Below are 23,172 nucleotides of genomic sequence, written 5' to 3'. Positions count from 1 at the left end.
GAGCATGGGCTGTACGGACATGGCCGCTAGAACACCGGACCTTTTCTCACCCTTTGTATGACCATTCATTTTCAGGAGACAGGAATGCAAGACCCCATCGTCATCGTCGGCGCAGCCCGCACCCCCATGGGCGCCTTTCAGGGCGACTTCGCCGATCTCGCGGCGCATGACCTGGGCGGCGCTGCGATTCGCGCTGCCGTGGAGCGCGCCGGCATTGCGCCCGAGAAGGTGGACGAGGTGTTGTTCGGCAACTGCCTGATGGCCGGACAAGGCCAGGCGCCTGCGCGCCAGGCGGGCTTCAAGGGCGGGCTGCCGCGCAGCACGGGCGCGGTGACGCTGTCCAAGATGTGCGGTGCGGGCATGGAGGCCACCATCCTGGCCCACGACCAGCTCGTGGCCGGCAGCCGCGAGGTCATGGTGGCCGGCGGCATGGAGAGCATGACCAATGCGCCCTATCTGCTCAAGAAGGGCCGCGGCGGTTACCGCATGGGCCATGACAAGGTCTTCGACCACATGATGCTCGACGGACTGGAGGATGCCTACGAGCCCGGCCGCTCCATGGGTACCTTTGGCGAGGACTGTGCGGCCAAGTACCAGTTCACGCGCGAGCAGCAGGACGGCTTTGCGATTGCCAGCGTGCAGCGCGCCCAGGAGGCCACCAAATCGGGAGCGTTCAAGGCCGAGATCACGCCCGTCACCGTGAGCACGCGCAAGGGCGATGTGACCATCTCCGAGGACGAAGGCCCGGCCAAGGCCAGGCTCGACAAGATCCCCGGCCTCAGGCCTGCGTTCAAGAAGGACGGCACGATCACGGCGGCATCGAGCTCCAGCATCAACGATGGCGCTGCGGCCCTGGTGCTGATGCGTGAGTCCACGGCCAAGGCCATGGGCTGCAAGCCTCTGGCCAGAATCGTGGCCCATGCCACGCATGCCCAGGAGCCAGAGTGGTTCACCACGGCACCCGTGGGTGCCACGGAGAAGGCCTTGAGGAAGGCCGGCTGGCAGGCGGCGGATGTGGACCTGTGGGAAATCAACGAAGCCTTTGCCGTCGTGCCCATGGCGCTGATGCACGAGCTCAAGGTGCCGCACGACAAGGTCAACGTCAACGGCGGGGCCTGTGCGCTGGGGCACCCCATTGGCGCCAGCGGTGCGCGCATTCTGGTCACGCTGCTGCATGCGCTGCAGGCACGCGGCAAGAAGAAGGGCCTGGCCACCTTGTGCATAGGCGGAGGCGAAGCCACGGCCATGGCAATTGAATTGCTGTAATCGCCAGCCGTTACATTAAAAGCCAGTAGAACGGGCGCCCAGGACATGCACACGGGCGCCCTCATCATCTGGAGCAAAGAGTGAGCGCAGAGCAAGACATGGATTCTCAACAGGCCACCTTCCCGCTGAGCCCGCCGCAGATCGCGGGGTTCTGGCAGGAGTTCCTGGGCCGGCTGCCCGCGCTGGAGGCCCTGTCCGGCGTCGAATTCGTGGAAAGTGCGAATGACTTGCTGCACCCCATTGCGCCGGGGCTGTCGCTGGAGCGCGAAGAGCCCGGCCAAGACCCGGCCGGGCGCCTGGTGGTCACGGCGCACGGCAGCATAGAACAGTTCGAGAATGTGCAGGCCCTGGTGCGCCAGGCGCCCCCGATTCCCGGCTATGCGCTGCAGGCATTTCGCAGCCGCAACCTGGGCGGAAGCTTTGCAATGCGCATGCAGGACTTCGAGCTGTCCTGCGCCGATGTGCTGGTCGCGCACTATGATGCCGGCGGTGTCGTCGGGCTGGAGCTGGGCTTTGGCAAGACCATTCCTCAGGACATGCGCGATCATGCGCGCCACATGGCCTTCATCATGCTCGACCATGTGCTGGGCGAGTGGGATTTTGCGGTGCGCGTGGGGCCTGTGGACTTTGTCGAGGGGTTCTCTGGCGAGCCCGTGCCGCTGTCGGATTTCGTGCCCGTGTTCGATGCCTTCATGCACGAGGCCCTGGGCCGCAGCTACGAGCTGCCTGCGGAGCAGGACGAGAGCTGGATGATGCTCGAGGTCCGGGGCAGGGAGGCCTCCGCGGATGCGCCGCCTGATCTGCTGAGCTTTCGCGCCTCGGCGAATGCCGTGGCCACGCGCGCCGACCTGCCCTACTTCGTCACGCTGGAACTGGGGTTCGAGAGCCAGGAGCAGCTCGACCAGGTGCGTGATGCGCAGGATGCGCTGGGCTCCGAGCTCGAGCGCCTGCATCTGGGCCTGCTGGTTTTCACACGCGTGCAGCAGATGAGTGCGCGCGTGGCGGCTTGCTATGTGAGCGATGCCCAGGCCGCAACGGCACTCATGCAGCACCTGGCCACGCAATACGCGCCCGCCATCGAGGCCCAGGTCGCGGTTGCCTACGACCCCGCCTGGCAGGAATTTCTCGGTCTTTATGCCGCAGTGTCTGCAGACGCGCAGGACTGACGGAGCCGGCATGGACCTGCGCCCGGTTCAACCCTTCATCGAGCCCTCAACGCCATGATCACCAGCCAGGAACAACTGCGCAGCCTCTATGCAATGCCCGCCGAGCGGGCCCTGCTCAAGCAGCAGATCGATCTGGACCGCTACTGCCTGCGCTTCATCGCCTTGTCGCCGCTGTGCATCGTGGCCACGGGCGGAGGGCAGGATTCGCTCATGGACGCCTCGCCGCGCGGTGGACTGCCGGGCTTTGTGAAGGCGCCCGACAACCAGACGCTATTAATCCCCGATGCCAGCGGCAACAACCGCCTCGACAGCCTGAGCAACCTTGTGGACGATCCGCGCATCGGCCTGCTGTTTCTCGTGCCCGGGATTGATGAGACGCTGCGCATCAACGGCCGGGCCTGCCTGCGCGACGAACCTCACTACACGGCCTTGTTCGCGAGCGAGAGCTTCCGGCCCCGGCTGGTCATCGAAGTCCAGGTGCGCGAAGCCTATCTGCATTGCGCCAAGGCCTTGATGCGCTCCAGGGTCTGGAAGCCGCAGGCCCAGGTGCAGCGCAGCGTCATGCCCAGCATGAACCAGATGATCCATGCGCAAATAGGCCTCACGGCCGCGCCCGAGGCCCAGGAAACCATGGTGGCCCGCTACCAGGCCCAGATCGCGGGAGAGCAGGGCGGCGATCACCTCAAAAAGGAATAGTCATGAGCGATACGGTTCTGGTTCTCGGGGCCTCGCGCGGGCTGGGTCTGGCGCTGGCCAAGGCCTATGCGCAGCAGGGGCGGCGCGTGATCGCCACGGTGCGCAAGCCCGGCGATGCGGCGCCGCTCAAGGCCCTGGGGGCCGAGGTGCTGCAGGTCGACTTCGCCGATCCGGCCAGTGTCAGCGGCCTGGCCTGGCAGCTGGATGGCGAAAAGATCGGCCTGGCGCTCTACGTGGCCGGCGTCTGGGACGGGCACGATGCCGCGACCCCGCCAGCGCGCGAGCAGTTCGACCGTGTCATGCACACCAATGTGCTGGGCGCCATGCAGGTGTTGCCCCAGGTTGCGCCGCTGGTGGAGGAGGCTGGCGGCGTGTTCGGCCTGTTCTCCAGCGAGATGTCGCTGCTGGCCGATGCCGGCTCCGATGCCTGGCTGTACCGCGTGAGCAAGGCCGCGCTGAACATGGTCGTGGCCAGTGCCCAGCCCCGGTGGCCGCGCGCCACGGTGATTGCGCTGGACCCGGGCTGGGTCCAGACCGACATGGGAGGCGAGGGCGCGCTGCTCACGGTGGAGCAAAGCCTGCAAGGCCTGTTGCGCACCCTGGCCGGCGTCACGCCCGAGGATGCCGGCCGCATGCTGCGTCACGATGGCCGGCGCATGCCTTGGTAGGACGCATGACTTGCTAGGGCGCGGGCTGCGGCCCGCAGGACAGAAAGAACAAACAACGACAGGAGACGAAAATGCTGCTCAACGCAGACCAGGAAATGATTCGCGATGCCATGCGCGAGTTCGTGCGTGCCGAGATCACCCCGCATGCGGCGCGCTGGGACCGGGAGCATCACTTCCCGAGGAACGTGCACCAGGGCCTGGCCGCGCTGGGCGCCTACGGCATCTGCGTGCCCGAGGAATACGGCGGCGCAGGCCTGGACTACATCAGCCTGGCACTGGTGCTGGAGGAGATCGCCGCGGGCGACGGCGGCACCAGCACGGCCATCAGCGTGACCAACTGCCCCGTCAACGCCATCTTCATGCGCTATGGCAGCGAAGCGCAAAAGCGCCAGTGGCTGGAGCCGCTGGCGCGCGGCGAGATGCTGGGCGCGTTCTGCCTGACCGAGCCGCATGTGGGATCGGACGCGAGCGCGCTGCGCACCACGGCCACCAGGGATGGCGACGACTATGTGATCAACGGCGTCAAGCAGTTCATCACCAGCGGCCAGAACGGCGATGTGGCCATCGTCATCGCGGTCACCGACAAGGCGGCGGGCAAGAAGGGCATGAGCGCCTTCATCGTGCCCACGGACAACCCCGGCTACCAGGTGGCGCGGCTGGAGGAAAAGCTGGGCCAGCATTCGAGCGATACGGCGCAGATCAACTTCGAGCAATGCCGCATTCCGGCCGCCAACCTGATCGGCGCCGAGGGCGAGGGCTACAAGATTGCGCTGTCGGCGCTGGAGGGCGGGCGCATTGGCATTGCGGCCCAAAGCGTGGGCATGGCGCGCGCGGCCTTTGAGTGCGCGCTGCAATACAGCAAGGAGCGAGAGAGCTTTGGCCAGCCCATCTTCAACCATCAGGCCGTGGGCTTTCGCCTGGCCGAATGCGCCACGCAGATCGAGGCCGCACGCCAGCTGATCTGGCATGCGGCCAGCCTGCGCGATGCGGGCCGGCCCTGCCTGACCGAGGCCGCCATGGCCAAGCTGTTCGCCAGCGAAATGGCCGAGCGCGTGTGCAGCGCCGCCATCCAGACCCTGGGCGGCTACGGTGTGGTGAACGACTTCCCGGTGGAGCGCATCTACCGCGACGTGCGCGTCTGCCAGATCTACGAGGGCACGAGCGACGTGCAGAAAATCATCATCCAGCGCGCACTGGCCGCCTGAGCGCGTGAACATGCTCTGAGCCAGGGTCACAGGCATCTGCTAAAACAGGAGCTGTCAACGCAGCTGCATCAAGAGCTTCAGGCTTAGAACGTGTTTACGATCTCCTCGGTGCCGCGCCAGTGTCTGTGCGGGATGGGATACAAGGCGCGATACCGCAGCAATAGCCGTGCTATTGCGAGGATTCGCAACGCTGTAGACCGCCCGCAAAGGCACTGGCCCGAAGGGTTGGAGCGAAATCGGGCTATTTTCTAGCGCTAAAGCTTGCTTGCACCCCGGTGCAAGCTGCGCCCCATCGCTTTGAACTCATCCCGATTGCGCTCCAACGCGGCAGCGTAGAGATCGTAAACACGTTCTTAGGTCTGTCGTTTTTTGATGTGAGTCAAGCGCTGGCAGCTTTTGTTTTGATAGTAATAACGGCCTTGCGCCGCCGCCGCTGCGCTGCCCCATACAACCTGCAGGAGATTGCCCTCATGCCCTTTGCCTTCGTCAATGGTCAAAAGCTGTTTTATGAGGACACGGGCGGGCCTGAGCCGGCACTGGTGTTCTCGCACGGAATGGTCATGGACTGCAGCGTGTTCGCGCCCCAGGTCGCGGCCCTGCAGGGGCGCTTTCGCTGCATTGTCTGGGACCAGCGCGGCCATGGGCAGACGGCGGACCCGCAGCAGTGCGCGCCGTTCGACTATTACGACTCGGTGGCCGATCTCGTCGGCCTGCTTGACCTCCTGGGCGTGGAAAACGCGGTGCTCGTGGGCAACTCCCAGGGCGGATTCCTGGGGCTGCGCTGTGCCCTGGTCCAGCCGCAGCGCGTGCGCGCCCTGGTGCTCATGGGCACCCAGGCCATGCATGCCGACCCGGAAAAGACCCCCGATCACCACGCCCTGTTCAAGGCCTGGGCCGAGCACGGGCTCAGCGACGACATGGCGGTCGCGCTGGAGCACTACGTTCTGGGCCAGGGCTTTGCGGGCGCGGCCGCCTGGCGCGCCAAGTGGAAGCGCATCACCCCGCCCAATCTGAGGCAGAGCGCCGCAGCCTTGCTGCTGCGCGACGACATCAGTGCGCGTCTGCCCGAGATTCCCATGCCCACCCTGGTCATCCATGGCGAGCATGACCAGCCCGTGGCCGTGGACCGTGCCAGCGCCATGGCCCAGGGCCTGCCCCATGCCCAATGGGTGCAGATTCCGCAGGCCAGCCATACGCTCAATCTCACGCATGCGGACTCGGTGAATGCTGCGCTGGAGCTGTTTCTGGCCCAGCTCATGAAATAAGGCCCGGGCCCGCAAGGCCTGCGTCTCATGCGATGAACAGCGGCCTGCGCTGCCACTAAACTCGGCGCTGTGAACACCCTCTTGACCAAGACCTGCCCCTGCGGCCAGCTCGATGCCCGGCGCCGGCCCCTGAACTTTGAAGCCTGCTGCGGCCGCTATCTGCCGTACTGGCAGGACTGTCCCGCCCCCGATGCACAGGCGCTGATGCGCTCGCGCTATACGGCCTTTGTGCTGGAGGACAAGCCCTATCTGCTGGCCACCTGGCATGCGAGCCAGCGCCCCGAGCGCCTGGAGTTCGAGCCCGCAGCCAAGTGGCTGGGGCTGGAGCTCAAGTCCTTCGGCATCACCGGCGAGGATGCCGCCGAAGTCGAGTTCGTGGCCCGCTACCGCAGCGGCGGCCGTGGCGTGCGCCTGCACGAGCGCAGCCGTTTCGTGCGCGAAGACGGGCGCTGGTACTACCTGGATGGGGAAACCCCCTGAGTGGCTGTGCCACTTCCCCCGCTCTCTCCGGACGGGGGGCGACAGCCTTGCTGCGGGGCGGCCCTTGCTCGCAGTCCTCGAGCTGGTCTCTGCCAGTGGCCTAGGCCGTCTCTTATTTCTCCCTCTTTGATGCGCATTCAGCCTGCGTACGAATCCATGCAATTTCAAGCCCTCTTGTTCGACTGCGACGGCGTGCTCGTCGACAGCGAATCCATTACCAACAGCGTGCTGTGCAGCATGCTCAACGAATCGGGCTGGGCCATCAGCAGCGAGGAGTGCCTGAGCCGCTTCATCGGCAAGACCGTGCGCAGCCAGGCTGCGCTGATCGAGGCGCACACCGGCCAGCCCTTGACCGATGCCTGGATGGCCGAGTTCTACGCGCGCCGCAATGAGCGCCTGTCGGCCGAGCTCGTGGCCATAGACGGGGCCCTGGCCGCCGTGCAGCAAGCCCATGCGCTGTGTGCGGGGCGCATTGCCTGCGCCTCGGGCGCCGATCGCGCCAAGGTCGAGATGCAGCTGGCCAAGGTCGGCATGGAGGGCTATTTTGCGGGCCGGGTCTTCAGCGGCCACGAGATGCCGCGCAGCAAGCCGTTTCCCGATGTCTACCTGGCCGCGGCTGACGCGCTGGGCGTGGCGCCCGCGCAGTGCCTGGTCGTCGAGGACACGGTCACGGGCGTGGCCGCCGGCGTGGCCGCCGGGGCCACGGTCTGGGCCTACTTCCCGTCCGATCAGGGCCATGCCTCGGCCGACGAGCTGCTCGCGGCTGGCGCCAGCCGCGTCTTCCCGGACATGGGACAGCTGCCCGCCATGATCCGGGCGCAGGAGTAGAACTTCATAGCTGCAAGCGCTTGATAGACGTTGATTTCAAGGTGTTTTTAACCTGAAATCCAATGTGAGCAAGCGCTACCAGCTACTGTTTTATCTGCTGCTGGCCTGTCTTGCGCCCGCTGCGGCGCGGTGTTCCAGGGTGTTGCGCTTTGGAGCACCGCTGGTGCTGCTGCTTGGGGCCCGGCTGCTGCGAAGGCCTGTACAGGGTCTAGGGAGTTTCCCCGGGGCCTTAGGGGAGGGCCGGGGCGGCCCTGGCGCGGCAAGGGGGCGGGGCGCCCTTTCTGGCACCTCTTTTGCTCGGTAATGGTTTTGGCGTGCTGCCTGGCACGTCTTCCGTCAAGGCAAGGAGGGTCAGATGTTGCAACGTCGTCAAATGCTGCTCGCGAGCGGCATGAGCGCAATGGGTGCCTGGGGCGCCGCAGGCATGCCGGTGCCCGCGCATGCGGCCGGGGACAAGACCGGGGGCGATCCTCTGGGCTCGCTGCAATGGCCGACGCTGCGCGAGCAGTACCTGGAGAATGCGCCCGTGCGCTTCACCGACGAGGTCATCGTACGCACGCCGGCCTTTGCCGACGACGCCATGAACGTGCCCCTGCAGGTCGATGCGCGGGCCTTGTCGGCCAAGGGCGGCGGCGTGCAGCGCATCTTCGTCGTCGTCGACCGCAACCCCGTGCGCGAGGTGCTGGACTTCGAGCCCCTGCAGGCCCTGCCCATGCTGTCGTTTCGCATCCGGCTGGAGCAGGCCTCGCCCGTGCGCGCCATGGTGCGCACGCGCGATGGCCAATGGCATGTGGGCAGCGTGCAGGCCCATGCCGCAGGCGGCGGCTGCACCGTGCCCGGCGCCTCGCGTGCCGACGGCTCCTGGAAGACCACGCTCAACCAGGTCCAGGCGCGCATCTTCAACAACGTCATCGACGGCAGCCGCAGACTGCGCGTGCGCGTCATGCACCCCATGGACACGGGCCTGGTGGCCGGCATTCCCGCGTTCTACATAGAGCAGCTGGAGCTGCAGGACGCGAGCGGCCAGGCCTGGTGGAAACTGGGCCTGTACCAGCCGGTGTCGGAAAACCCGCTGATCACCTTCGAGCTGCCGCGCCAGGGCCCGCAGGAGTTCCGCCTGCAGGGCCGGGACAATAACGGCAATCCCATACAGGCGGAGGTCAGGGCATGAAGAGCGCACTCCTCTGGCTGAGCCTTGCAGCGGCCCTGACGGCCCAGGCCCAGTCTCCGCAGGTCCAGCCCCAGACCCGGCCCGCTGCGCGCGTGGATCTGCAAAAGCTCGACTATGGGCTGCAGCCGCGCCAGATCGCCGAAGACACCTGGGTCATCGAAGGCGCGGTCGCCGACTTCTCGCGCGCCAACGGCTGCAACATCATCAACACCGGCTTCATCGCCACGCGCGAGGGCGTGGTGGTCATCAATACCGGGCCTTCGCGGCTGTACGGCGAACAGCAGCGGCGCGCGATTGCGCGCGTCACCGACCAGCCCGTGCGCGAGGTCATCAACCTCAACCTGCATCCCGACTACTTTCTGGGCAACCAGGCCTGGGACGACACGCCCACGCGCGCGCTGGAAGGCAGCCTGCAAGGCATGAAGGCCGAGGGCGAGGCCTACGAGGACAACCTCTACCGGCTGTGCGGCGACTGGATGCGCGGCACCCGGGCCACGCCCGCGCGCGAAGTGCTGGCGCCTGGCGAGATCAAGCTCGGAAGCCATGTGCTGGAGCTGCACCGCCTGCAAGGCCACACGGGCGACGACCTGGTGCTGCTGGACCGGCAGACGGGCGTGCTGTTCGCGGGCGGCCTGATCTTTGCCAACCGCGTGCCGACCACGCCGCATGCGGACTCCAAGGCCTGGCAGCAAAGCCTGGCCCTGCTGGCGCAGTGGCACCAGCAGGGCCGCTTCAAGCATGTCGTGCCCAGCCACGGCCCGGTGCATGAAGGCTTGCTGGGCATGGAGCAGACACGCGACTGGCTGCAGTGGCTGGACGAACTCATGCAGACCAGCGCCGAGCAGGGGTTGGATCTGAGCGAGCTGCTGCGCCAGCCCCTGCCCCAGCGCTTTGCGGGCTGGGCGGCACAGCCTGCGGAATTCAACCGCAGCCTGGTGCAGTGGTATCCCGACTACGAGCAGCGTGCGCTGACGCCGCGCTGAACATCTGCTGCAGCGATCCGGGATGCCGCGCCAGTGTCTCATTTCAGAGCAGTGTCTCGATACGCTGTTGCAGGAACTGGCGCATTCGGGCGCAGGCCAGAGGCTTTGAGGCTGGCATGGATGTTGCGCCTTGTTTGATGTTTCTCAACTTCGCACTTCGCCTTCTCCACTATGCGCAACGCTTTCCTACTCAGTCTTTTGTTTGCCGGCGTCTTTGCCCATGCCGCCGATGTCGATGTGGCCGCCGCCAGCGACCTGGCCAAGGCCAATGGCTGCTTCAGCTGCCACGCGGCGGCCGAAAAAATCGTGGGACCGGCCTTTTCCTCGGTGGCCAGCAAATATGCGGGCGACAAGGACGCGGTCGCCACCCTGTCCCAGTCCATACAGATGGGCTCGGCCGGAAAGTGGGGGCGCGTGGCCATGCCGGCGCACTCCAGCCTCAAGGCCCAGGATCTCAAGCTGCTGGCGACCTGGGTGCTCGCCACCAAGCCATGAGTGCCCATCAGAGCGGCATGCATCCCCAGACCCTTCTGGGCGCCGCAAGACTGACGCTGGCACGTGCCGAAAGCATTCAAAGCCTGCGCCTCAAGGCCCATGCGGCCCTGAGGCTGGGCTATGAGCAGCAGGCGCTCCAGCTGTGGGAGCGCCTGGCCGCCGTCGGTGATGCCGAGGCCCAGGAGCGCTTGCGGGTCCGTCCGCCATTGCAACTGGGTCGCTGATGCCGTACGGGGCGGTTTAGCGGCCGGCCCTGGATCGCTTGCGCCGCCAGATCAGGATGCCTGTCGCACTCAGCATGGCGACCATCAGGCCCATCAGAGTGATGGCGGCTTGCAGCGGCCAGCCCCAGAAGGCTGCCATGTGCAGACCGGCCAGCCAGCTGGTAATGGTGTCGCCGTTGGCGGCCCCTGTGGGGAACCAGGCCTGGCGCAGCTCGCCGGTGTCGGCATCGAAGGTGACGCGGGTGCGACCCACGCGATCGCGCACGTCCAGGCTGCTGCGCACGTAGTAGCTGAACAGTGCGCGCTGCGCGTCGTAATACAGCAGGTCTTCGCGCTGCACGGAGAAGCCCTGCAACAAGGCCTGCCGGGCCATCAGCTGCCGCCCGTTCTCCAGTGCCTGCTGCCAGCTCAGGCCAGGCTGCTCCCTGGGTGCGGCCAGGACTGGCAAGGAGCGTGTGCCGGCCTGCTGCGACAGACCGGCACGGGCCATGGCCGCGTCGTATGCGGGCCTGAGGTTGAAGGCCACGCTGCTCCACGCGAAGACGAACAGCATGGCCCAGATCCAGAGGCCGCCGGCCCGGTGCAGGTCGAAGCCGAGCTTGTAGCTGCCGCCCTGCCAGCGCAGCTGCCACGAAGGCTGCCAGCGCCGAAGCCAGGACTTGCCTCTCGTGCCGTCGGCACGCAGCCGCCTGGCCGGGGCGGCTGGCAGGGTCAGCCACAGCCCGAGAAAGCAATCCAGCGTCCACAGTAGCGCCACGGCGCCCAGTGCCAGCGTGCCCGCCAGATCCAGCGCCAGCGAATGGTGCAGGCGATAGATGAAGGGCATGAGGTACTGGCCGCCGCGCGCGGCCTGCCCGAGCACGCGCTCGCCCAGCACCTGGCCCGTATAGGGCTGCACCAGCACCTGCATCACCGGCGATGCAGGGCGGGTGGCGTCGCCGGGCTGAGGCGTGACGAAGAACACGGCCGATCTGCCCGGGGGCTGGCTCAGCGACACATGGTTGACCTGGCGCTGCGGATATGCGCGTGCCACCCGCGCGCGCAGCTCCAGCGGAGCCAGCGCCTGCGCGGCATCGGCGGACGGGTGGGCCGTCAGCAGCTGTGGCGCGAACCAGGCATCGAGCTCTTCATACCAGGCCAGCAGCGCGCCGGTGAGGCCTGCGATCAGCAGAAAACCCGCAGTCACCAGCCCGACCCAGCGGTGCAGCCGCACGATCACCGACCGTAAGTGCACGCCTGGCTCAGAAGTCGAAGGTTGCGGAGAGATTCAAAGTGCGTGGTGCCGACAGCACGATGCCGCCGGAGCCCGCACTGCCTTCCCAGTAGCTGCGGTCCGCCGCATTCAGCAGGTTCGCGCGCAGCGTGAGAGGCAGCCCCAGTGCCCGCGTCTGGTAGCGTGCGCCGAGGTCCCAGCGCGTCCAGCCGGACAGCCTCAGGGTGTTGGCGGCATTCACATATTGCTTGCCTGTGGACAGCAGGCGCGTGGTCAGCGTCAGGCCGGGCAGGAACGGGGCATCCCACTCCAGGCCGGCGTTGGCGATCCAGCGCGGGGCCACGATGGCGTCCTTGCCATCGTTGGCACCGCCCTGCGTGCGCGCCTGTTTGGCCTGCAGATAGGTCATGCCGCCCAGTAGCCGCACGCCGCGAACCAGTTCGCCCAAGGCGCTGAACTCCAGCCCCCGGTTGCGCTGTTCGCCATCCATCACATAGCGGTAGGCCTGTGGCGTGCTGCCGGGCACGGTGATCGCGTTGGGCTGCTTGATCTCGAACAGCGATACGGTGGTCAGCATTCGACCCCAGTCCACTTTGAGCCCCAGCTCCTTTTGCTTGGTCTTCACGGGGGGAAAGACCTCGCCGCTGTTCTCGGCGTCAGCGGGCGCCGTGGAGCCGGCGCTCAGGCCCTCGATGTAGTTGGCATACAGGGACGCCTGGTCCCAGGGCTTGACCACCAGGCCGACCGCAGGCGAATTGACCGCGCTTTCATAGCCGGAGATGCGCGGATTCACGGGCGCGGTCGCGGCGTAGTTATCCGTGCTGATCTTCTGGCGGCGCACGCCGAGAATGAGGCGTAGCGCATCGTCGTTCCAGGACATGCTGTTGGAGATGCCGACCGAAGACAGCCGCGTTTGCGAGGCTTCGCGGGTGTCGAGGAAACCTGCGAAGGGAGCGCCGGTCTGCATCGGGTCCGCCACGATGGCCGGACGATAGAGGTTAGAGCCAAAGCCCGCCCATTGCGCAAAACCGTAACCGGCCTGGGTGTTCAGGGAAGATGCGGCGAGGTTGACTTCATGCCGCGCGTTCAGCGCGTCGAACTTGATCCGGGCGCCTGCCAGGGCCGATCTGGACTTCGAGGTTTCCGGGTAGCTGACAGGCGAGGACGACAGATCGCCTGCGGCATTGAGGATGCGCGATTCGCTACGGTAGTTGGTGTGTCTGTGGTCGCGCAGACCCGCTGCGCCGTAGACCATCAGCGAGGACGAAACGTCGAACTCCGCCTGCACAACCTGGTAGTCGTCCACGTACTTGCGGCGCTCCCAGTCCTGCGCAAAGCGGGCGCCGGTTCTGGGGGCGGTCGGGATGGCGGTGAGGGTGGGCGCCAGCCGGTAGCCCACGGATGCTGCCCGCGCATCATCGGACTGATAGCCCAGGTCCAGCGAGGCTCGCAGCCGCTCGCCACGATAGTCGAGCCCCACGGAGGCGGCTCCCAGGCTGACGTGCTGGCCTGCGGTGGCCGTATCCCCGCTGCGATAGACACCGTTGGCCCGTACGCCGAACTGGTTGAGCTCGCCAAAGCGTCGGCCCACGTCCAGGTGAGTGCCCCACAGCGAATCGGAGGCGTAGCTTGCCGTCAGGCGCGTGATGGGCATGTCGGTGGCGCGCTTGGGCACCACGTTGATGGATCCGCCCACACCGCCGCTGGGGGCCATGCCCATGAGCAAGGCACTCGGTCCTTTCAGCACCTCGACACGTTCAACCGTCTCCAGGGACAGCGTCCCATAGGGCAGCACGCCATACAGGCCATTGAGTGAAATGTCGCGGTTGCCCAGCCCAAAGCCGCGCAGAAAGAAGTTGTCCCCGCCACCCACGCTCGTATTGCGCCCGCGCGAGCTCATGCGCACGGCCGGGTCGTTGTCCAGCACATCGGCCAGCGTGGCCGACTGCTGGCTTTGCATCAGCTCGCTGGTGTAGCTGGTCATGTTGAAGGGCGTGTCCATCACGTCCTGGTTGCCCAGCAGGCCCATCCGGCTGCCGCGTGCGACCTGCCCGCCCGCATAGGCCCGAGGGAGCTCGGTCTCGGCTTCGCTGCGCGCCGTCACCGTCAAGGTCTGCAGTGTTCCATCGCTGCCCGATGGCTGCAGTTGTGCAGTGCGCAGAACATAGCCGCCGCTTGCGGTTGCCGCAGCCTCCAGCCCCGAGCCCGCCAGCAGCAAGAGCAGGCCTCCACGCACGCCGAAGTTTCCCGACAAGCCCTGGCTGAGCTTGCCGGCTGTGAGCGCTGCATCGATCGACAGCGTAATGCCTGCGGTGGCTGCAAAGCGGTTGAGTGCCTGGTCCAGTGTGCCTGCTGGAATCTCATGCCGCATCTGCGCCGCCGCGCGGCCCGCTGTCTGGGCCCGTGCCGCCGGCGCAACCGCCACGGTGGCTGCTGCCAGACAGATCAGCAGCGCTGCGTACGCCAGTGGCGAGCGTGAGAAGGCGGCGGGGAGTCCAAGCGGACGACAGGGTTCGCTGCAGTTGCGCGTATGCATGTTCTTCCTTTCCAGTGGCTTTGCGGCAGCCTCATACCTGCATGAGGCCCTAACCTGCTATCCCGGATGAAATGGAAAAAGTGCTACGGCAAGCGAAAAAATAGTTCGTCCGATAAGGCCTTCCCCGAGCTGGCTTCAGCCTGGGCAAGCGTTCACCGTGCGTTTACCGTGACCCAGTAGCGTGTCAGGCTGTCGATGCGTACCGGCAGCGCCTGGGCCAGGGTCGCCAGGGCCAGATCCGTATCGTCCAGCGGGTAGACGCCAGAGACCACAAGATCGCGCACTGCCGGGGCGCACCGCAGCAGACCGCTGCGATAGCGCGCCAGCTCGGCCAGAAAGTCCTGCAGCCGCATGCGCTCGGCGACCAGCAGCCCACGCGTCCAGGCCGCGTCGTCCGCCCTGGCTGCAAGCGGAGAGTCCATTTCCGTCTCCGAGAACCACACGCGCTGTCCGGCTTCGAGCCGCCTCTGCTGCACGCCGGCCAGGCCCGGGCGGACCAGCACCGCGCCTTGCTCCACGGACACCTGCGAGCGCCCCTCGGCCTGCTGCACCGTGAACCGCGTGCCTATGGCCTGCACGGTGCCATGCCGGGTGTGGACGGTGAACGGCCGGGACGCAAGCCCCCCGGCTCTCTGTGGATCCGGCGCCGTTGCGATGAATACCTCGCCGGCCAGCAGCTGTACCTCGCGTGCCTGCGTCGTGAAGCGCAGGTCGATGGCGCTATCCGTGTTGAGCACCAGCCGTGTTCCGTCAGGCAGCAACAGGTCCCGGCGCTCTCCCCGGCCCGTACGGTGTTCGGCCAGCATTGATTGGACCGTGGGCGTGCTGCGTACCGCGTAGGCGGCTGCCCCAGCACCCGCGAACAGCCCCACGGCCCGCAGCAGCGTGCGCCGGGTCGTGGCCTGCCGGGCTGCGCCTGTTGCACGCAGGGCATTGCCTGAGGCGGGGTTGCCCAGCGAGCGCACGCGCTCCCCGGTACGCTGCACCTGGCTCCAGGCGCGCGCATGCTCGGCATCCTGCGTCAGCCAGTGCTCGAAGGCCGCACGCTCATGCTCCGTGACCTCGCCCGACCAGAATGTCACCTGCCATTCGAGGGCCTGCTGTATCAACTGCTCGGCAACGCTGGCAGGCTCCATGGCCGGTGCAGCACGCACGGTACTCATGGTGCGTGCACGCCTTCCGCGGCCTGCATCGCCGCGTGCAGTGCCTGGGTTGTGCGCAGCATGTATTTGCGCACCGTGCCGAACGAAATGCCCATGGCCTCGGCAATCTGGGTGTATGTCAGTCCGTCGATCTGCGACAGCAGGAACACTTCGCGCACCTTGGCGGGCAAGGCGGCGAGCACGCGGTCCACCAGCAGCAGATCCTCGATGACCAAGGCACGCTGCTCGGCCGAGGGAGCCTGTGCCTGGGACAGGTGAGCCAGGGCCTCCAGATACGCGGCCTCCACCAGCCGGCGGCGGTGAAGGTCGATCACCAGGCCTTTGGCGACCTGGGTCAGGTGAGCGCGCGACTGCCCGGCCTCTGGTGTGCGTCCCGTGAGGAGAATGCGCAAAAACGTGTCGTGCGCAAGGTCGGCTGCGTCACCCGCATGACCAAGGCGCCGGCGCAGCCAGCTTTGCAGCCAGCCGTGGTGGTCGCTGTACAGCGTATGGAGCTTGAGGGTGGTGTCGCTGAAGGACATGCAGAACCTGCCCGGTGCGGGAACAAGGGGATGAACAAAATGAGAACGATTCTTATTGTATTCACATCCCCGGCAGCCGGGATCATCGGCAAGAGATGCTCAGCGCCCCCAGATCTCCTCGCTGATCGCTGCATACCAGGCTGCGCCATAGCGCGCCTCGGCTGCGCGAAAGGCGGCGTCGCCTTCCATGGGGCTGATGCCCACCGTGCCGGGTACGTCGATGAGGCGGCCCTGCTCGGCCTTGTAGATGCCGGCCACCGAGATGCCGTAGCCCGGGCCTATGAGGCTGTAGCAGGTGTTGGCGTAAGAGGCTGCGGGGACGGTCTGGCCTGAAAGCTCGGCGGCAATGGCCACGGCGGCCATCTTGCCCTGGTTGTTGGCCGCAAAGCCCGATTTGGGCATGGGGCCCGCAAAGCTTGCATCGCCGAGCACATGGATGCCTGGGACCTGGGTGGACTCGAAGTTCTCGCCCTTGACGGGGGCCCAGCCGCTGGCGTCGGTCACGCCTGCGCGCTCGGCGATGAGGCCGGCCTTCTGCGGCGGGATCACGTTGAGCACATCGGCCTGGTGCAGGGCGCCGAACACGGTCTCGACCTCGCGCCTGCGCGCATCCACGCGCACGGCCTGGCCGTCGCGCGAGACGCCCAGCCATTCGATCATGTCGCCGTACAAGGCCTTCCAGCCCTGGAGGAACAGGGCTTTCTTGGAGAAGTTCTCCTTGGCGTCGAGCAGCAGGATCTTGCTGCGCGGCTTGTGCTGCTTGAAGTAGTGGGCCACCATGGCCGCGCGCTCGTAGGGGCCGGGCGGGCAGCGAAACGGGTTGTCGGGAATCACCATCACAAAGGTGCCGCCGTCCTTCATGGCCTGCATCTGCCGGCGCAGCAGCAGGGTCTGGGCGCCGGCCTTCCAGGCATGGGGGGCGAGCTCGGCCGCAGCCTGGTCATAGCCTTCGAGCGCGTTCCAGCGCATGTCCACGCCCGGCGAGAGCACGAGGCGGTCCCAGGTCAGGGTCTGGCCGCCATCCAGGCGCAGCCTGCGCGCGCCGGCATCCACATCCTCGGCGCGCGCATGCACGACTTCCACGCCTGCTGCACGCAGCTCGTCGTAGCCGTGACCAATGCTTTCCCAGCTGCGCAGGCCCGCGAGATAGAGGTTGGAGAAAGGGCAGGTGTAGAAGCGCTGCGCAGGCTCGACCAGGGTGACCTGCAACTGCGGCGCGAGCCGGCGCAGATAGCGTGCGGCCGTGGCCCCGCCAAAGCCGCCGCCGACCACGACCACGCGTGCCGCGCCGTTGCCCGCACGTACCAGGGCCGGCATGGAGAGCCCGGCGGCCCCGGACAGGGCCGAGCCCAGCAGTGCGCGCCGATAGCGGTTCATGCTCATGGCTTCTCCTTGGCAAACCACTGCGCCAGGGCCTGGAGCTGCTCGTCGTCATAGGCTTGCAGCAGCAGCGGCATGATGGTGGCGCCCGCATCCGTGCCCGGGCCTGCGGCCTTGAAGGTGCGCAGGCGCTGCAGCAGCAGGCCGGCATCGCGTCCCGCGAGGCTGGGAATGGAGTCCGGTGCGCGGTCGGGCGAGCGGCCGTCCGTGCCGTGGCAGGTGAAGCAGGTGGCGGCCAGCACAGCAACCTCCTGCAGGCCGGGAGGTCGGGCGTGATCCGCGTGTGCGGGTGCCGTCAGCAGCAGGCCCGACAACGCTGCCGCAGGCGCCAGGCCAGGGTGGAGCCGTTTTTTCATGGTATGGAGCGTGATTCGATATCGCTGCGAAAGACGATGGGGATGTGGCGCCGCTCGGGTGCGCTGCGCACCAGGTGCAGCACCTTCTCGTGCTGCGGCGACTTGGCGCAGACCGGGTCGGTGGCGCGGGCGTTGCCCGTGATCAGAAAGGCCTGGCAGCGGCAGCCGCCAAAGTCCTTGTGGCGCTCGTCGCAGCTGCGGCAGGGCTCCTGCATCCAGTCCTCGCCACGGTAGGCGTTGAAGGCGCTGCTGAGGCTCCAGATGTCGGCCAGCGGCTGTTCGGTCACGCTGGGCAGTTGCAGCCCGGGCAGATCGCGCGCGTTGTGGCAGGGCAGGGCCAGGCCGTCGGGGGCGATGCTGAGAAACACCTGGCCCCAGCCGTTCATGCAGGCCTTGGGGCGCTCCTCGAAGTAGTCGGGCACGACGAACAGCAGGCGGCAGCGCGTGCCTATCTGCTCGCGGTAGCGGTTGACCACGGCCTCGGCCTGCAGCAACTGCTCGCGTGTGGGCATGAGGTGGTCGCGGTTGAGCCAGGCCCAGCCGTAGTACTGGGTGTTGGCCAGCTCCAGGTACTCGGCCTCCAGCTCCAGGGCCATTTCTATGATCTTGTCCACATGGGGCAGGTTGTGCCGGTGCAGCACGCAGTTGAGCACCATGGGCCAGTCATGCTGCTTGATGATGCGCGCGACCTTTTGCTTGAGGTCGAAGGTGCGCGTATGGCTCAGAAAGTCGTTGAGCTCGCGCGTGCTGTCCTGAAAGGACAGTTGCACATGGTCGAGGCCCGCGTCCTTGAGGCGACGCGCACGCGCCGGCGTCAGACCCACGCCCGAGGTGATGAGGTTGGTGTAATAGCCCAGAGCCCTGGCCTCCTGCACCAGCTCTTCGAGGTCGTCGCGCAGCAGCGGCTCGCCGCCCGAAAAGCCGATCTGCGCGGCGCCCAGCGCGCGCGCCTGGCGCATCACGTCCACCCACTGCGCGGTGCTCAGCTCCGCCCCGGTCCGGGCATAGCGCGTGGGGTTGTAGCAGAACACGCAGTGCAGCGGGCAGCGGTAGGTGAGCTCGGCCAGCAGCCACAGGGGCTGGGGCATCTGCACCGGTGCCGGCGCCGCTGGTGCCCGCAGGGCTTTAGTCGAGCCAGCCACGGTGCATGCCTTCGTCGATCAGGGACTGGACTTGCGGTGCTATGCCCTGGGTTTCGAACAGCGCCTCCAGCTCGTCCACGATGGCCGCCACAGTATGGCGGCCGTCGCAGCGGCGCAGGATCTCGGCGGCGCTGTCGTTGAGCTGGACCATGCCTTCCGGGTAGAGCAGCACCCAGCGCGACTGGGCGGGTTCGTATTGCATGCGCAGGCCGCGTGCAAGCCGGGGCATGAAGGTGGTTTCGGCGGTATTCATCGGCAGGATTTCTCTATGGCGTCAAGCATGTTCCAGAGGACGTCGAGCTTGAACTGCAGTATGTCCAGCGCCCGCTGCTGGGCGGCGCGGGTCGTGAAGTGCTCCAGCGTCACGCGCAGGCCGTGCTCCACATCGCGCCCGGCCAGCGGTATGCGGGTGCGGAAATAGGTCAGGCCGCCGGCCTCGATCCAGGGGTAGTGCTGGGGCCAGGAGGCCAGCCTGTCCTTGTGGATCTGGGGCGCGAACATCTCGGTGAGCGAGGAGCACACGGCCTCCTGCCAGGGCGCGCGCGTGGCGAAGTTCACATAGGCATCGCAGGCAAAGCGCACGCCCGGGGCCACGCGCTGCAGCGACCAGAGATCCTCGCGCGCAATGCCCACGGCTTCGCCCAGGCGGGTCCAGGCTTCGAGGCCGCCGGCGTTCGGGCCCTGGTGGTCGCCATGGCCGTCGTGGTCCAGGATGCGCTCCACCCACAGGCGGCGCTGCGCGCGGTCGGGCATGTTGGCCAGAATGGCCGCGTCCTTGCGCGGAATGCAGACCTGGTAGTAAAAGCGGTTGGCCACCCAGCAGCGCAGCTCGTCGGGCGTGCAGCCGCCTGCATTCATGCGCACATTGAACGGGTGGTGGATGTGATAGGCCGCGCCTTTCTCGCGCAGCCGGGCTTCGAACTCGGCAGGCGTCCAGGCGGCTTCGTCGGGAATCGGGGTGGTCGCAATGTCCATGCGCGGCTTTCAGAACTGCAGGTCCATGCCGTCGTGCGCGACCTCGATGCCCAGGCTGTCGAGCAGGGCGCGTTCGGGCGAGTCTTCGACCAGGATGGGGTTGGTGTTGTTGATGTGGATGAGCAGCTTGCGCGTGCCCGCCGGCAGGCGTTGCAGATGTTCGAGCATGCCGCCGGGGCCGGACTGGGGCAGATGGCCCATGTCGGCCGCGCTCTTGCGCGACAGGCCCATGGCCTGCATTTCGTCGGCGCTCCAGAAGGTGCCGTCCACCAGCACCAGGTCGCAGCCGGCCATGATCTCCTGCAACTCGGGCGTGATCTCGCCCAGGCCCGGTGCGTAGAAGGCGCGTGCACCCGTGGTCGGGTTGTGCAGCACCAGGCCGATGTTGTCCCCGGGCCGGGGCGCGCCGCGAAACGGCGAGTAGGGCGGCGGCTTGGAGCACAGGGCCACGGCCTGCATGGGGAGCTCGGGCAGGCCGGGTGCGAAGAAGGTGCTGGCGTCGCTGGCGATCTCATGGATCTGCACGCCGCAGTAATGCGAAAGAATGCGTGTCACGGGAAAGCCCTGGCCGATGTCGGACAGCACTTCGCGTGTGGCCAGCAGCCGCAGCGGGCCCTGGTGTTCGCGCAGCATGAGCAGGCCGGTCACATGGTCGATCTGGGCGTCCATGAGCAGCACGGCCGCAATGCCCGAGTCGCGCACCGCACGCGCGGGCTGCAGCGCCGGGGTTTCGCGTATCTGGGCAAGAACGTCAGGAGAGGCGTTGATGAGCAGCCAGTCCTGGCCGTTGGCACTGACGGCGATCGATGACTGCGTGCGTGCACGGGCCTGAATCCGGCCCAGGCGCAGGCCGTCGCAATTGGGGCAATTGCAATTCCATTGGGGAAATCCTCCGCCTGCGGCGGAACCTAGAACGCGCAAATGCATGGTGCTGGAGTCGTCAGAGGCAAGGCACGGCGGCTGGCTGCAAGCCGCAGCCGCGTGCCTTGCCGGGTTCAGTGATGGCGCCTCAGCGGTTGGCGATGTACATGGTGATCTCGAAGCCGAAGCGCAGATCGGTGAAGGCGGGTGCAGTCCATTGCATGGTGGTCTCCTTGAAAAATAATGGGTTGGCATGAAACATGTTTGCGGCCCTGGCATCCCAGGGATTCACCAAGGTCGCCACCATGAAAAGCAATATCGATGCCATCTCCCGGACTCCTCCCTGGCCGGCGCCGCAGTACCTGCAGCGCGGCCGGCACCGCGTGGCCTGGCGCGATCTGGGTGCCGCAAGTGAGACGCAGGCCGAATGCTGGCTGCTGCTGCATGGCGGGCCCGGCGGGGGCTGCAGGCCGGCCATGCTCCAGCCCTTTGACCTGGCACGCCAGCGCGTGATTGCGATCGACCAGCGCGGTGCAGGCGCCTCGCGTCCCCGGGGGCGCATCCAGGCGAATCACACGGCGGCGCTGGTCTCGGACATGGAGGCGCTGCGCCAGGCCCTGGGCCTGCAGCGCTGGTCGCTGTTCGCGGGCTCCTGGGGGACGGTGCCGGCGCTTCTGTATGCGCAGCGCTATCCCCAGCATGTGCAGCGACTGGTGCTGCGCGGGGCCTTCGGGCTCACGCGCAAGGAGATTGCGGGTCTGCTGGTGCCCGGCATGCGCCCTGGGAAAACCCCAGGAGAAGCCCGCCACATCTGGCCGGTGCGCGCGTCCACGCCGTTGCCGGTGGCGCTGTTGCATCTGAGACAAGTGCTTCAAAGTGAGACACCTGGTGCTGCATCGCTGCACGTGGCGCGCGAATGGGCGCTGCGCGAAATGCGCGATGCGGCACACGGCCTGCGCCGCAGTCTGCGCCATGGCCAGGGCAGCGATGTGCGCCGCGCCTGGGCCGGCTTGATGCGCGAGCAGCGCCGCGCCCAGGTCGAACTGCTGCTGCCGCGCCTGCGCGCGGGCGACCGCCTGCTCAGGCAGCGGTACCGCGTGCAGGCCCACTACCTCGCGCACCGTGGCTTTGTGGGCGCGGGCGGGCTCGATGCGGCGGTTTTGGCCGTTGCGCGCCAGGGCCTGACCGTGGATTGGGTGCATGGGCGCTTTGATGCGATCTGTCCGCCCGCCAACAGCCGGCGCTGGGCTGCGCTGGGGCGCAGCGCGGGTGCGCAGACGCGGCTGTTGCAGCCCGCTTGCGGCCATCTGGCGGGCGAGCCCGCAATGCAGCAGGCATTGCTCCAATGCGTGACACTGGCGCAGACGCTGTGACAGAAGAACGCTGGCAGGGCGGTTGCCTGAATGCTATGCAAAAAATAGCGTCCAGCGCTCATGGGGCAAGCGCTGGACGCGGTTTTCAGCTGAAGTGGCTAGCGCGCAGGCGTGCTTTCCACAAAGCTGCGCAGCGACCAGACCACTTCGGGCGAGAGCACGCCCTCCCAGGGCGGCATGTGGACGATGCCGAACTTTTGCTTGCCCCAGCGCACGGACTTGACGAAGAAGGCATCGGCATCGGCCGTGCAGCGCTGGCGCAGGGCCGGATCGGCGATGCGCCTGCAGCCCATGCCTATGCGCCGCAGATCGGGTGCGGGCGAGCGCGAGCCGTTGGCATCCGCACCATGGCAGCGCGCGCAGCTCTGGTTGAAGGCGCTCTGGCCCAGGGCGGCAGCCTGGGGGTTGCCGCGCAAGGGATTGGGCTCGGTCCACTCATAGGTCTGGGCGGGCAGCACCGAGGTGTCGACCTGCGGGGCGACGCGCTCCAGGGCGGCTGCGCCGGAGGCCAGAAAAGCCAGGCCCAGGGCCAGGCTTGCGGTGAAGGCTAGGGGTTTGTGCATATCACTTCCAGCTTTCCTGACAGCCCTGGCATTCGTCCATGAAGGACTCGGTGAACAAGGTATAGCGTACGAAGTTGGCTTCGAAGACCGCCTGCTTGAGGTTGGTGGCCGCGAACTTGGTCTCCTGCAGATTGCTGGCGATGAAGCGCGTGCCCACGAACCAGGCATGGTTCAGGCGCGCCATCTCCAGGCTTGCGCCATTGAACTCGGCGCCCGAGAAGTCCGAGCGCATGAGGCGTGCGCCTTCGAGATCCGTGCCTATGAAGCGTGCGTTCTTGAAGTCGGTGTTCGCGGCCGAGGCCTTGCTCATGCGCGCGCCCGTGAGGTTGGCGCCTTCGAGATCGGCGGCCGAGAGGTTGGCGCCGCGCAGGTCGGCGCGCGTGAGGTCGGCACCGCGCAGATCGGCCCCGGCCAGGTTCTTGCCGACGAGGTCGGCATGGCGCAGATCGGCCCCCGGGCAGCGTGTATAGGGCCAGATCGGGCAGCCGTTGATGACCAGGGGCTCGGTGCCTTCGGGTGGGGGCTCGGCGGCCGCGGGCGGGACGCCGAGCAGGTTCAGGCCCAGCAGGCCGGCCATGAGCAAAGCGCGTGGGGGTAGTCGCATACGGATCTCCTGAACCGGGCCGCTGCCCCCTGGGCAGG

General features: G+C 67.0%; 26 protein-coding genes. 13 read left to right on the top strand and 13 right to left on the bottom strand.

The genetic code is table 11. The features are described 5' to 3' along the window. Positions 1-84: 84 nt before the first annotated feature. The 12 genes from G486_RS0103300 (at position 85) to G486_RS0103245 (ending at position 10,447) form a co-directional block, all read left to right on the top strand. Positions 85-1,266 (top strand): acetyl-CoA C-acyltransferase, encoded by a 1,182-nt coding sequence (locus G486_RS0103300; RefSeq protein WP_027014246.1) that lies wholly within the window; start codon positions 85-87, stop codon positions 1,264-1,266. Between the two features lie 80 nt (positions 1,267-1,346). Next, complete coding sequence (locus tag G486_RS0103295) at positions 1,347-2,432, top strand: hypothetical protein (RefSeq protein ID WP_027014245.1); 1,086 nt, start codon at positions 1,347-1,349, stop codon at positions 2,430-2,432. Between the two features lie 54 nt (positions 2,433-2,486). Further along, positions 2,487-3,128 carry an MSMEG_1061 family FMN-dependent PPOX-type flavoprotein gene (locus tag G486_RS0103290; RefSeq protein WP_027014244.1) on the top strand — a complete coding sequence of 214 codons (642 nt, stop codon included), beginning with the start codon at positions 2,487-2,489 and terminating at the stop codon, positions 3,126-3,128. Between the two features lie 2 nt (positions 3,129-3,130). Continuing rightward, the gene (locus G486_RS0103285) at positions 3,131-3,796 is read left to right on the top strand and encodes an SDR family oxidoreductase (RefSeq protein WP_027014243.1); all 666 of its coding nucleotides are present in this window, start codon (positions 3,131-3,133) and stop codon (positions 3,794-3,796) included. Between the two features lie 71 nt (positions 3,797-3,867). Then, positions 3,868-5,001: an acyl-CoA dehydrogenase family protein gene (locus tag G486_RS0103280; RefSeq protein WP_027014242.1), complete on the top strand. Its 1,134-nt coding sequence runs from the start codon at positions 3,868-3,870 to the stop codon at positions 4,999-5,001. Positions 5,002-5,471: 470 nt separating this feature from the next. After that, positions 5,472-6,266 carry an alpha/beta fold hydrolase gene (locus G486_RS0103275; protein WP_027014241.1) on the top strand — a complete coding sequence of 265 codons (795 nt, stop codon included), beginning with the start codon at positions 5,472-5,474 and terminating at the stop codon, positions 6,264-6,266. Between the two features lie 69 nt (positions 6,267-6,335). Further along, positions 6,336-6,746 carry a YchJ family protein gene (locus tag G486_RS0103270; protein ID WP_027014240.1) on the top strand — a complete coding sequence of 137 codons (411 nt, stop codon included), beginning with the start codon at positions 6,336-6,338 and terminating at the stop codon, positions 6,744-6,746. Positions 6,747-6,902: 156 nt separating this feature from the next. Beyond that, on the top strand, positions 6,903-7,574 hold the full coding sequence (locus G486_RS0103265; protein ID WP_027014239.1) for an HAD family hydrolase: 672 nt from the start codon (positions 6,903-6,905) through the stop codon (positions 7,572-7,574). A gap of 355 nt (positions 7,575-7,929) precedes the next feature. After that, positions 7,930-8,745 (top strand): quinoprotein dehydrogenase-associated SoxYZ-like carrier, encoded by an 816-nt coding sequence (locus G486_RS0103260; RefSeq protein ID WP_051303075.1) that lies wholly within the window; start codon positions 7,930-7,932, stop codon positions 8,743-8,745. Next, complete coding sequence (locus G486_RS21420; protein ID WP_034386465.1) at positions 8,742-9,728, top strand: quinoprotein relay system zinc metallohydrolase 1; 987 nt, start codon at positions 8,742-8,744, stop codon at positions 9,726-9,728. The genes G486_RS0103260 and G486_RS21420 overlap by 4 nt, the downstream gene beginning before the upstream one ends. 171 nt (positions 9,729-9,899) lie before the next feature. Further along, entirely contained in the window at positions 9,900-10,223 is a 324-nt protein-coding gene (locus G486_RS0103250) for a c-type cytochrome (RefSeq protein WP_027014237.1), read from the top strand. After that, on the top strand, positions 10,220-10,447 hold the full coding sequence (locus G486_RS0103245; protein ID WP_027014236.1) for a hypothetical protein: 228 nt from the start codon (positions 10,220-10,222) through the stop codon (positions 10,445-10,447). Before G486_RS0103250 ends, G486_RS0103245 begins: the two co-directional genes overlap by 4 nt. 16 nt (positions 10,448-10,463) lie before the next feature. On the opposite strand, the gene G486_RS0103240 is transcribed toward G486_RS0103245, so the two are convergent. From G486_RS0103240 to pqqA, 11 genes are all read right to left on the bottom strand, one after another. Next, positions 10,464-11,681: a PepSY-associated TM helix domain-containing protein gene (locus tag G486_RS0103240; protein ID WP_034386463.1), complete on the bottom strand. Its 1,218-nt coding sequence runs from the start codon at positions 11,679-11,681 to the stop codon at positions 10,464-10,466. Positions 11,682-11,688: 7 nt separating this feature from the next. After that, positions 11,689-14,085, bottom strand: coding sequence for a TonB-dependent receptor (locus G486_RS0103235; RefSeq protein WP_169728575.1), 2,397 nt, complete (start codon positions 14,083-14,085; stop codon positions 11,689-11,691). 263 nt (positions 14,086-14,348) lie between these two features. Beyond that, entirely contained in the window at positions 14,349-15,359 is a 1,011-nt protein-coding gene (locus G486_RS0103230; RefSeq protein ID WP_245587225.1) for a FecR domain-containing protein, read from the bottom strand. Then, complete coding sequence (locus G486_RS0103225; protein WP_027014232.1) at positions 15,356-15,880, bottom strand: sigma-70 family RNA polymerase sigma factor; 525 nt, start codon at positions 15,878-15,880, stop codon at positions 15,356-15,358. Before G486_RS0103225 ends, G486_RS0103230 begins: the two co-directional genes overlap by 4 nt. Positions 15,881-15,979: 99 nt before the next feature. Then, the gene (locus G486_RS0103220; RefSeq protein ID WP_027014231.1) at positions 15,980-17,257 is read right to left on the bottom strand and encodes an NAD(P)/FAD-dependent oxidoreductase; all 1,278 of its coding nucleotides are present in this window, start codon (positions 17,255-17,257) and stop codon (positions 15,980-15,982) included. A gap of 2 nt (positions 17,258-17,259) precedes the next feature. Further along, entirely contained in the window at positions 17,260-17,616 is a 357-nt protein-coding gene (locus G486_RS0103215; RefSeq protein WP_034386460.1) for a c-type cytochrome, read from the bottom strand. Continuing rightward, entirely contained in the window at positions 17,613-18,704 is a 1,092-nt protein-coding gene (pqqE, locus tag G486_RS0103210; protein ID WP_051303072.1) for a pyrroloquinoline quinone biosynthesis protein PqqE, read from the bottom strand. The genes G486_RS0103215 and pqqE overlap by 4 nt, the downstream gene beginning before the upstream one ends. A 37-nt stretch (positions 18,705-18,741) precedes the next feature. Beyond that, positions 18,742-19,011 (bottom strand): pyrroloquinoline quinone biosynthesis peptide chaperone PqqD, encoded by a 270-nt coding sequence (gene pqqD, locus G486_RS0103205; protein WP_027014228.1) that lies wholly within the window; start codon positions 19,009-19,011, stop codon positions 18,742-18,744. Next, positions 19,008-19,733, bottom strand: a complete 726-nt coding sequence (pqqC, locus tag G486_RS0103200; RefSeq protein WP_051303070.1) for a pyrroloquinoline-quinone synthase PqqC — start codon at positions 19,731-19,733, stop codon at positions 19,008-19,010. The genes pqqD and pqqC overlap by 4 nt, the downstream gene beginning before the upstream one ends. A 9-nt stretch (positions 19,734-19,742) precedes the next feature. After that, positions 19,743-20,660 carry a pyrroloquinoline quinone biosynthesis protein PqqB gene (pqqB, locus tag G486_RS0103195; protein WP_027014226.1) on the bottom strand — a complete coding sequence of 306 codons (918 nt, stop codon included), beginning with the start codon at positions 20,658-20,660 and terminating at the stop codon, positions 19,743-19,745. Between the two features lie 82 nt (positions 20,661-20,742). Continuing rightward, positions 20,743-20,817, bottom strand: coding sequence for a pyrroloquinoline quinone precursor peptide PqqA (pqqA, locus tag G486_RS23340; RefSeq protein ID WP_084301274.1), 75 nt, complete (start codon positions 20,815-20,817; stop codon positions 20,743-20,745). A gap of 82 nt (positions 20,818-20,899) precedes the next feature. On the opposite strand from pqqA, the gene G486_RS21415 reads away from it, so the two are divergent. Further along, positions 20,900-21,967, top strand: a complete 1,068-nt coding sequence (locus tag G486_RS21415) for an alpha/beta fold hydrolase (protein WP_169728574.1) — start codon at positions 20,900-20,902, stop codon at positions 21,965-21,967. Between the two features lie 98 nt (positions 21,968-22,065). Here G486_RS21415 and G486_RS0103180 read toward each other — a convergent pair whose 3' ends face one another. Together G486_RS0103180 and G486_RS0103175 are read right to left on the bottom strand one after the other, a co-directional pair. Further along, on the bottom strand, positions 22,066-22,530 hold the full coding sequence (locus G486_RS0103180; protein ID WP_027014225.1) for a c-type cytochrome: 465 nt from the start codon (positions 22,528-22,530) through the stop codon (positions 22,066-22,068). A 1-nt stretch (position 22,531) separates the two neighbouring features. Then, positions 22,532-23,134 carry a pentapeptide repeat-containing protein gene (locus G486_RS0103175; RefSeq protein ID WP_051303066.1) on the bottom strand — a complete coding sequence of 201 codons (603 nt, stop codon included), beginning with the start codon at positions 23,132-23,134 and terminating at the stop codon, positions 22,532-22,534. Positions 23,135-23,172: the final 38 nt, after the last annotated feature.

The sequence above is a fragment of the Comamonas composti DSM 21721 genome, assembly GCF_000429845.1.
GTDB classification, from domain to species: domain Bacteria; phylum Pseudomonadota; class Gammaproteobacteria; order Burkholderiales; family Burkholderiaceae_C; genus Comamonas; species Comamonas composti.
This window is presented reverse-complemented; position numbering and strand designations above follow the sequence as displayed.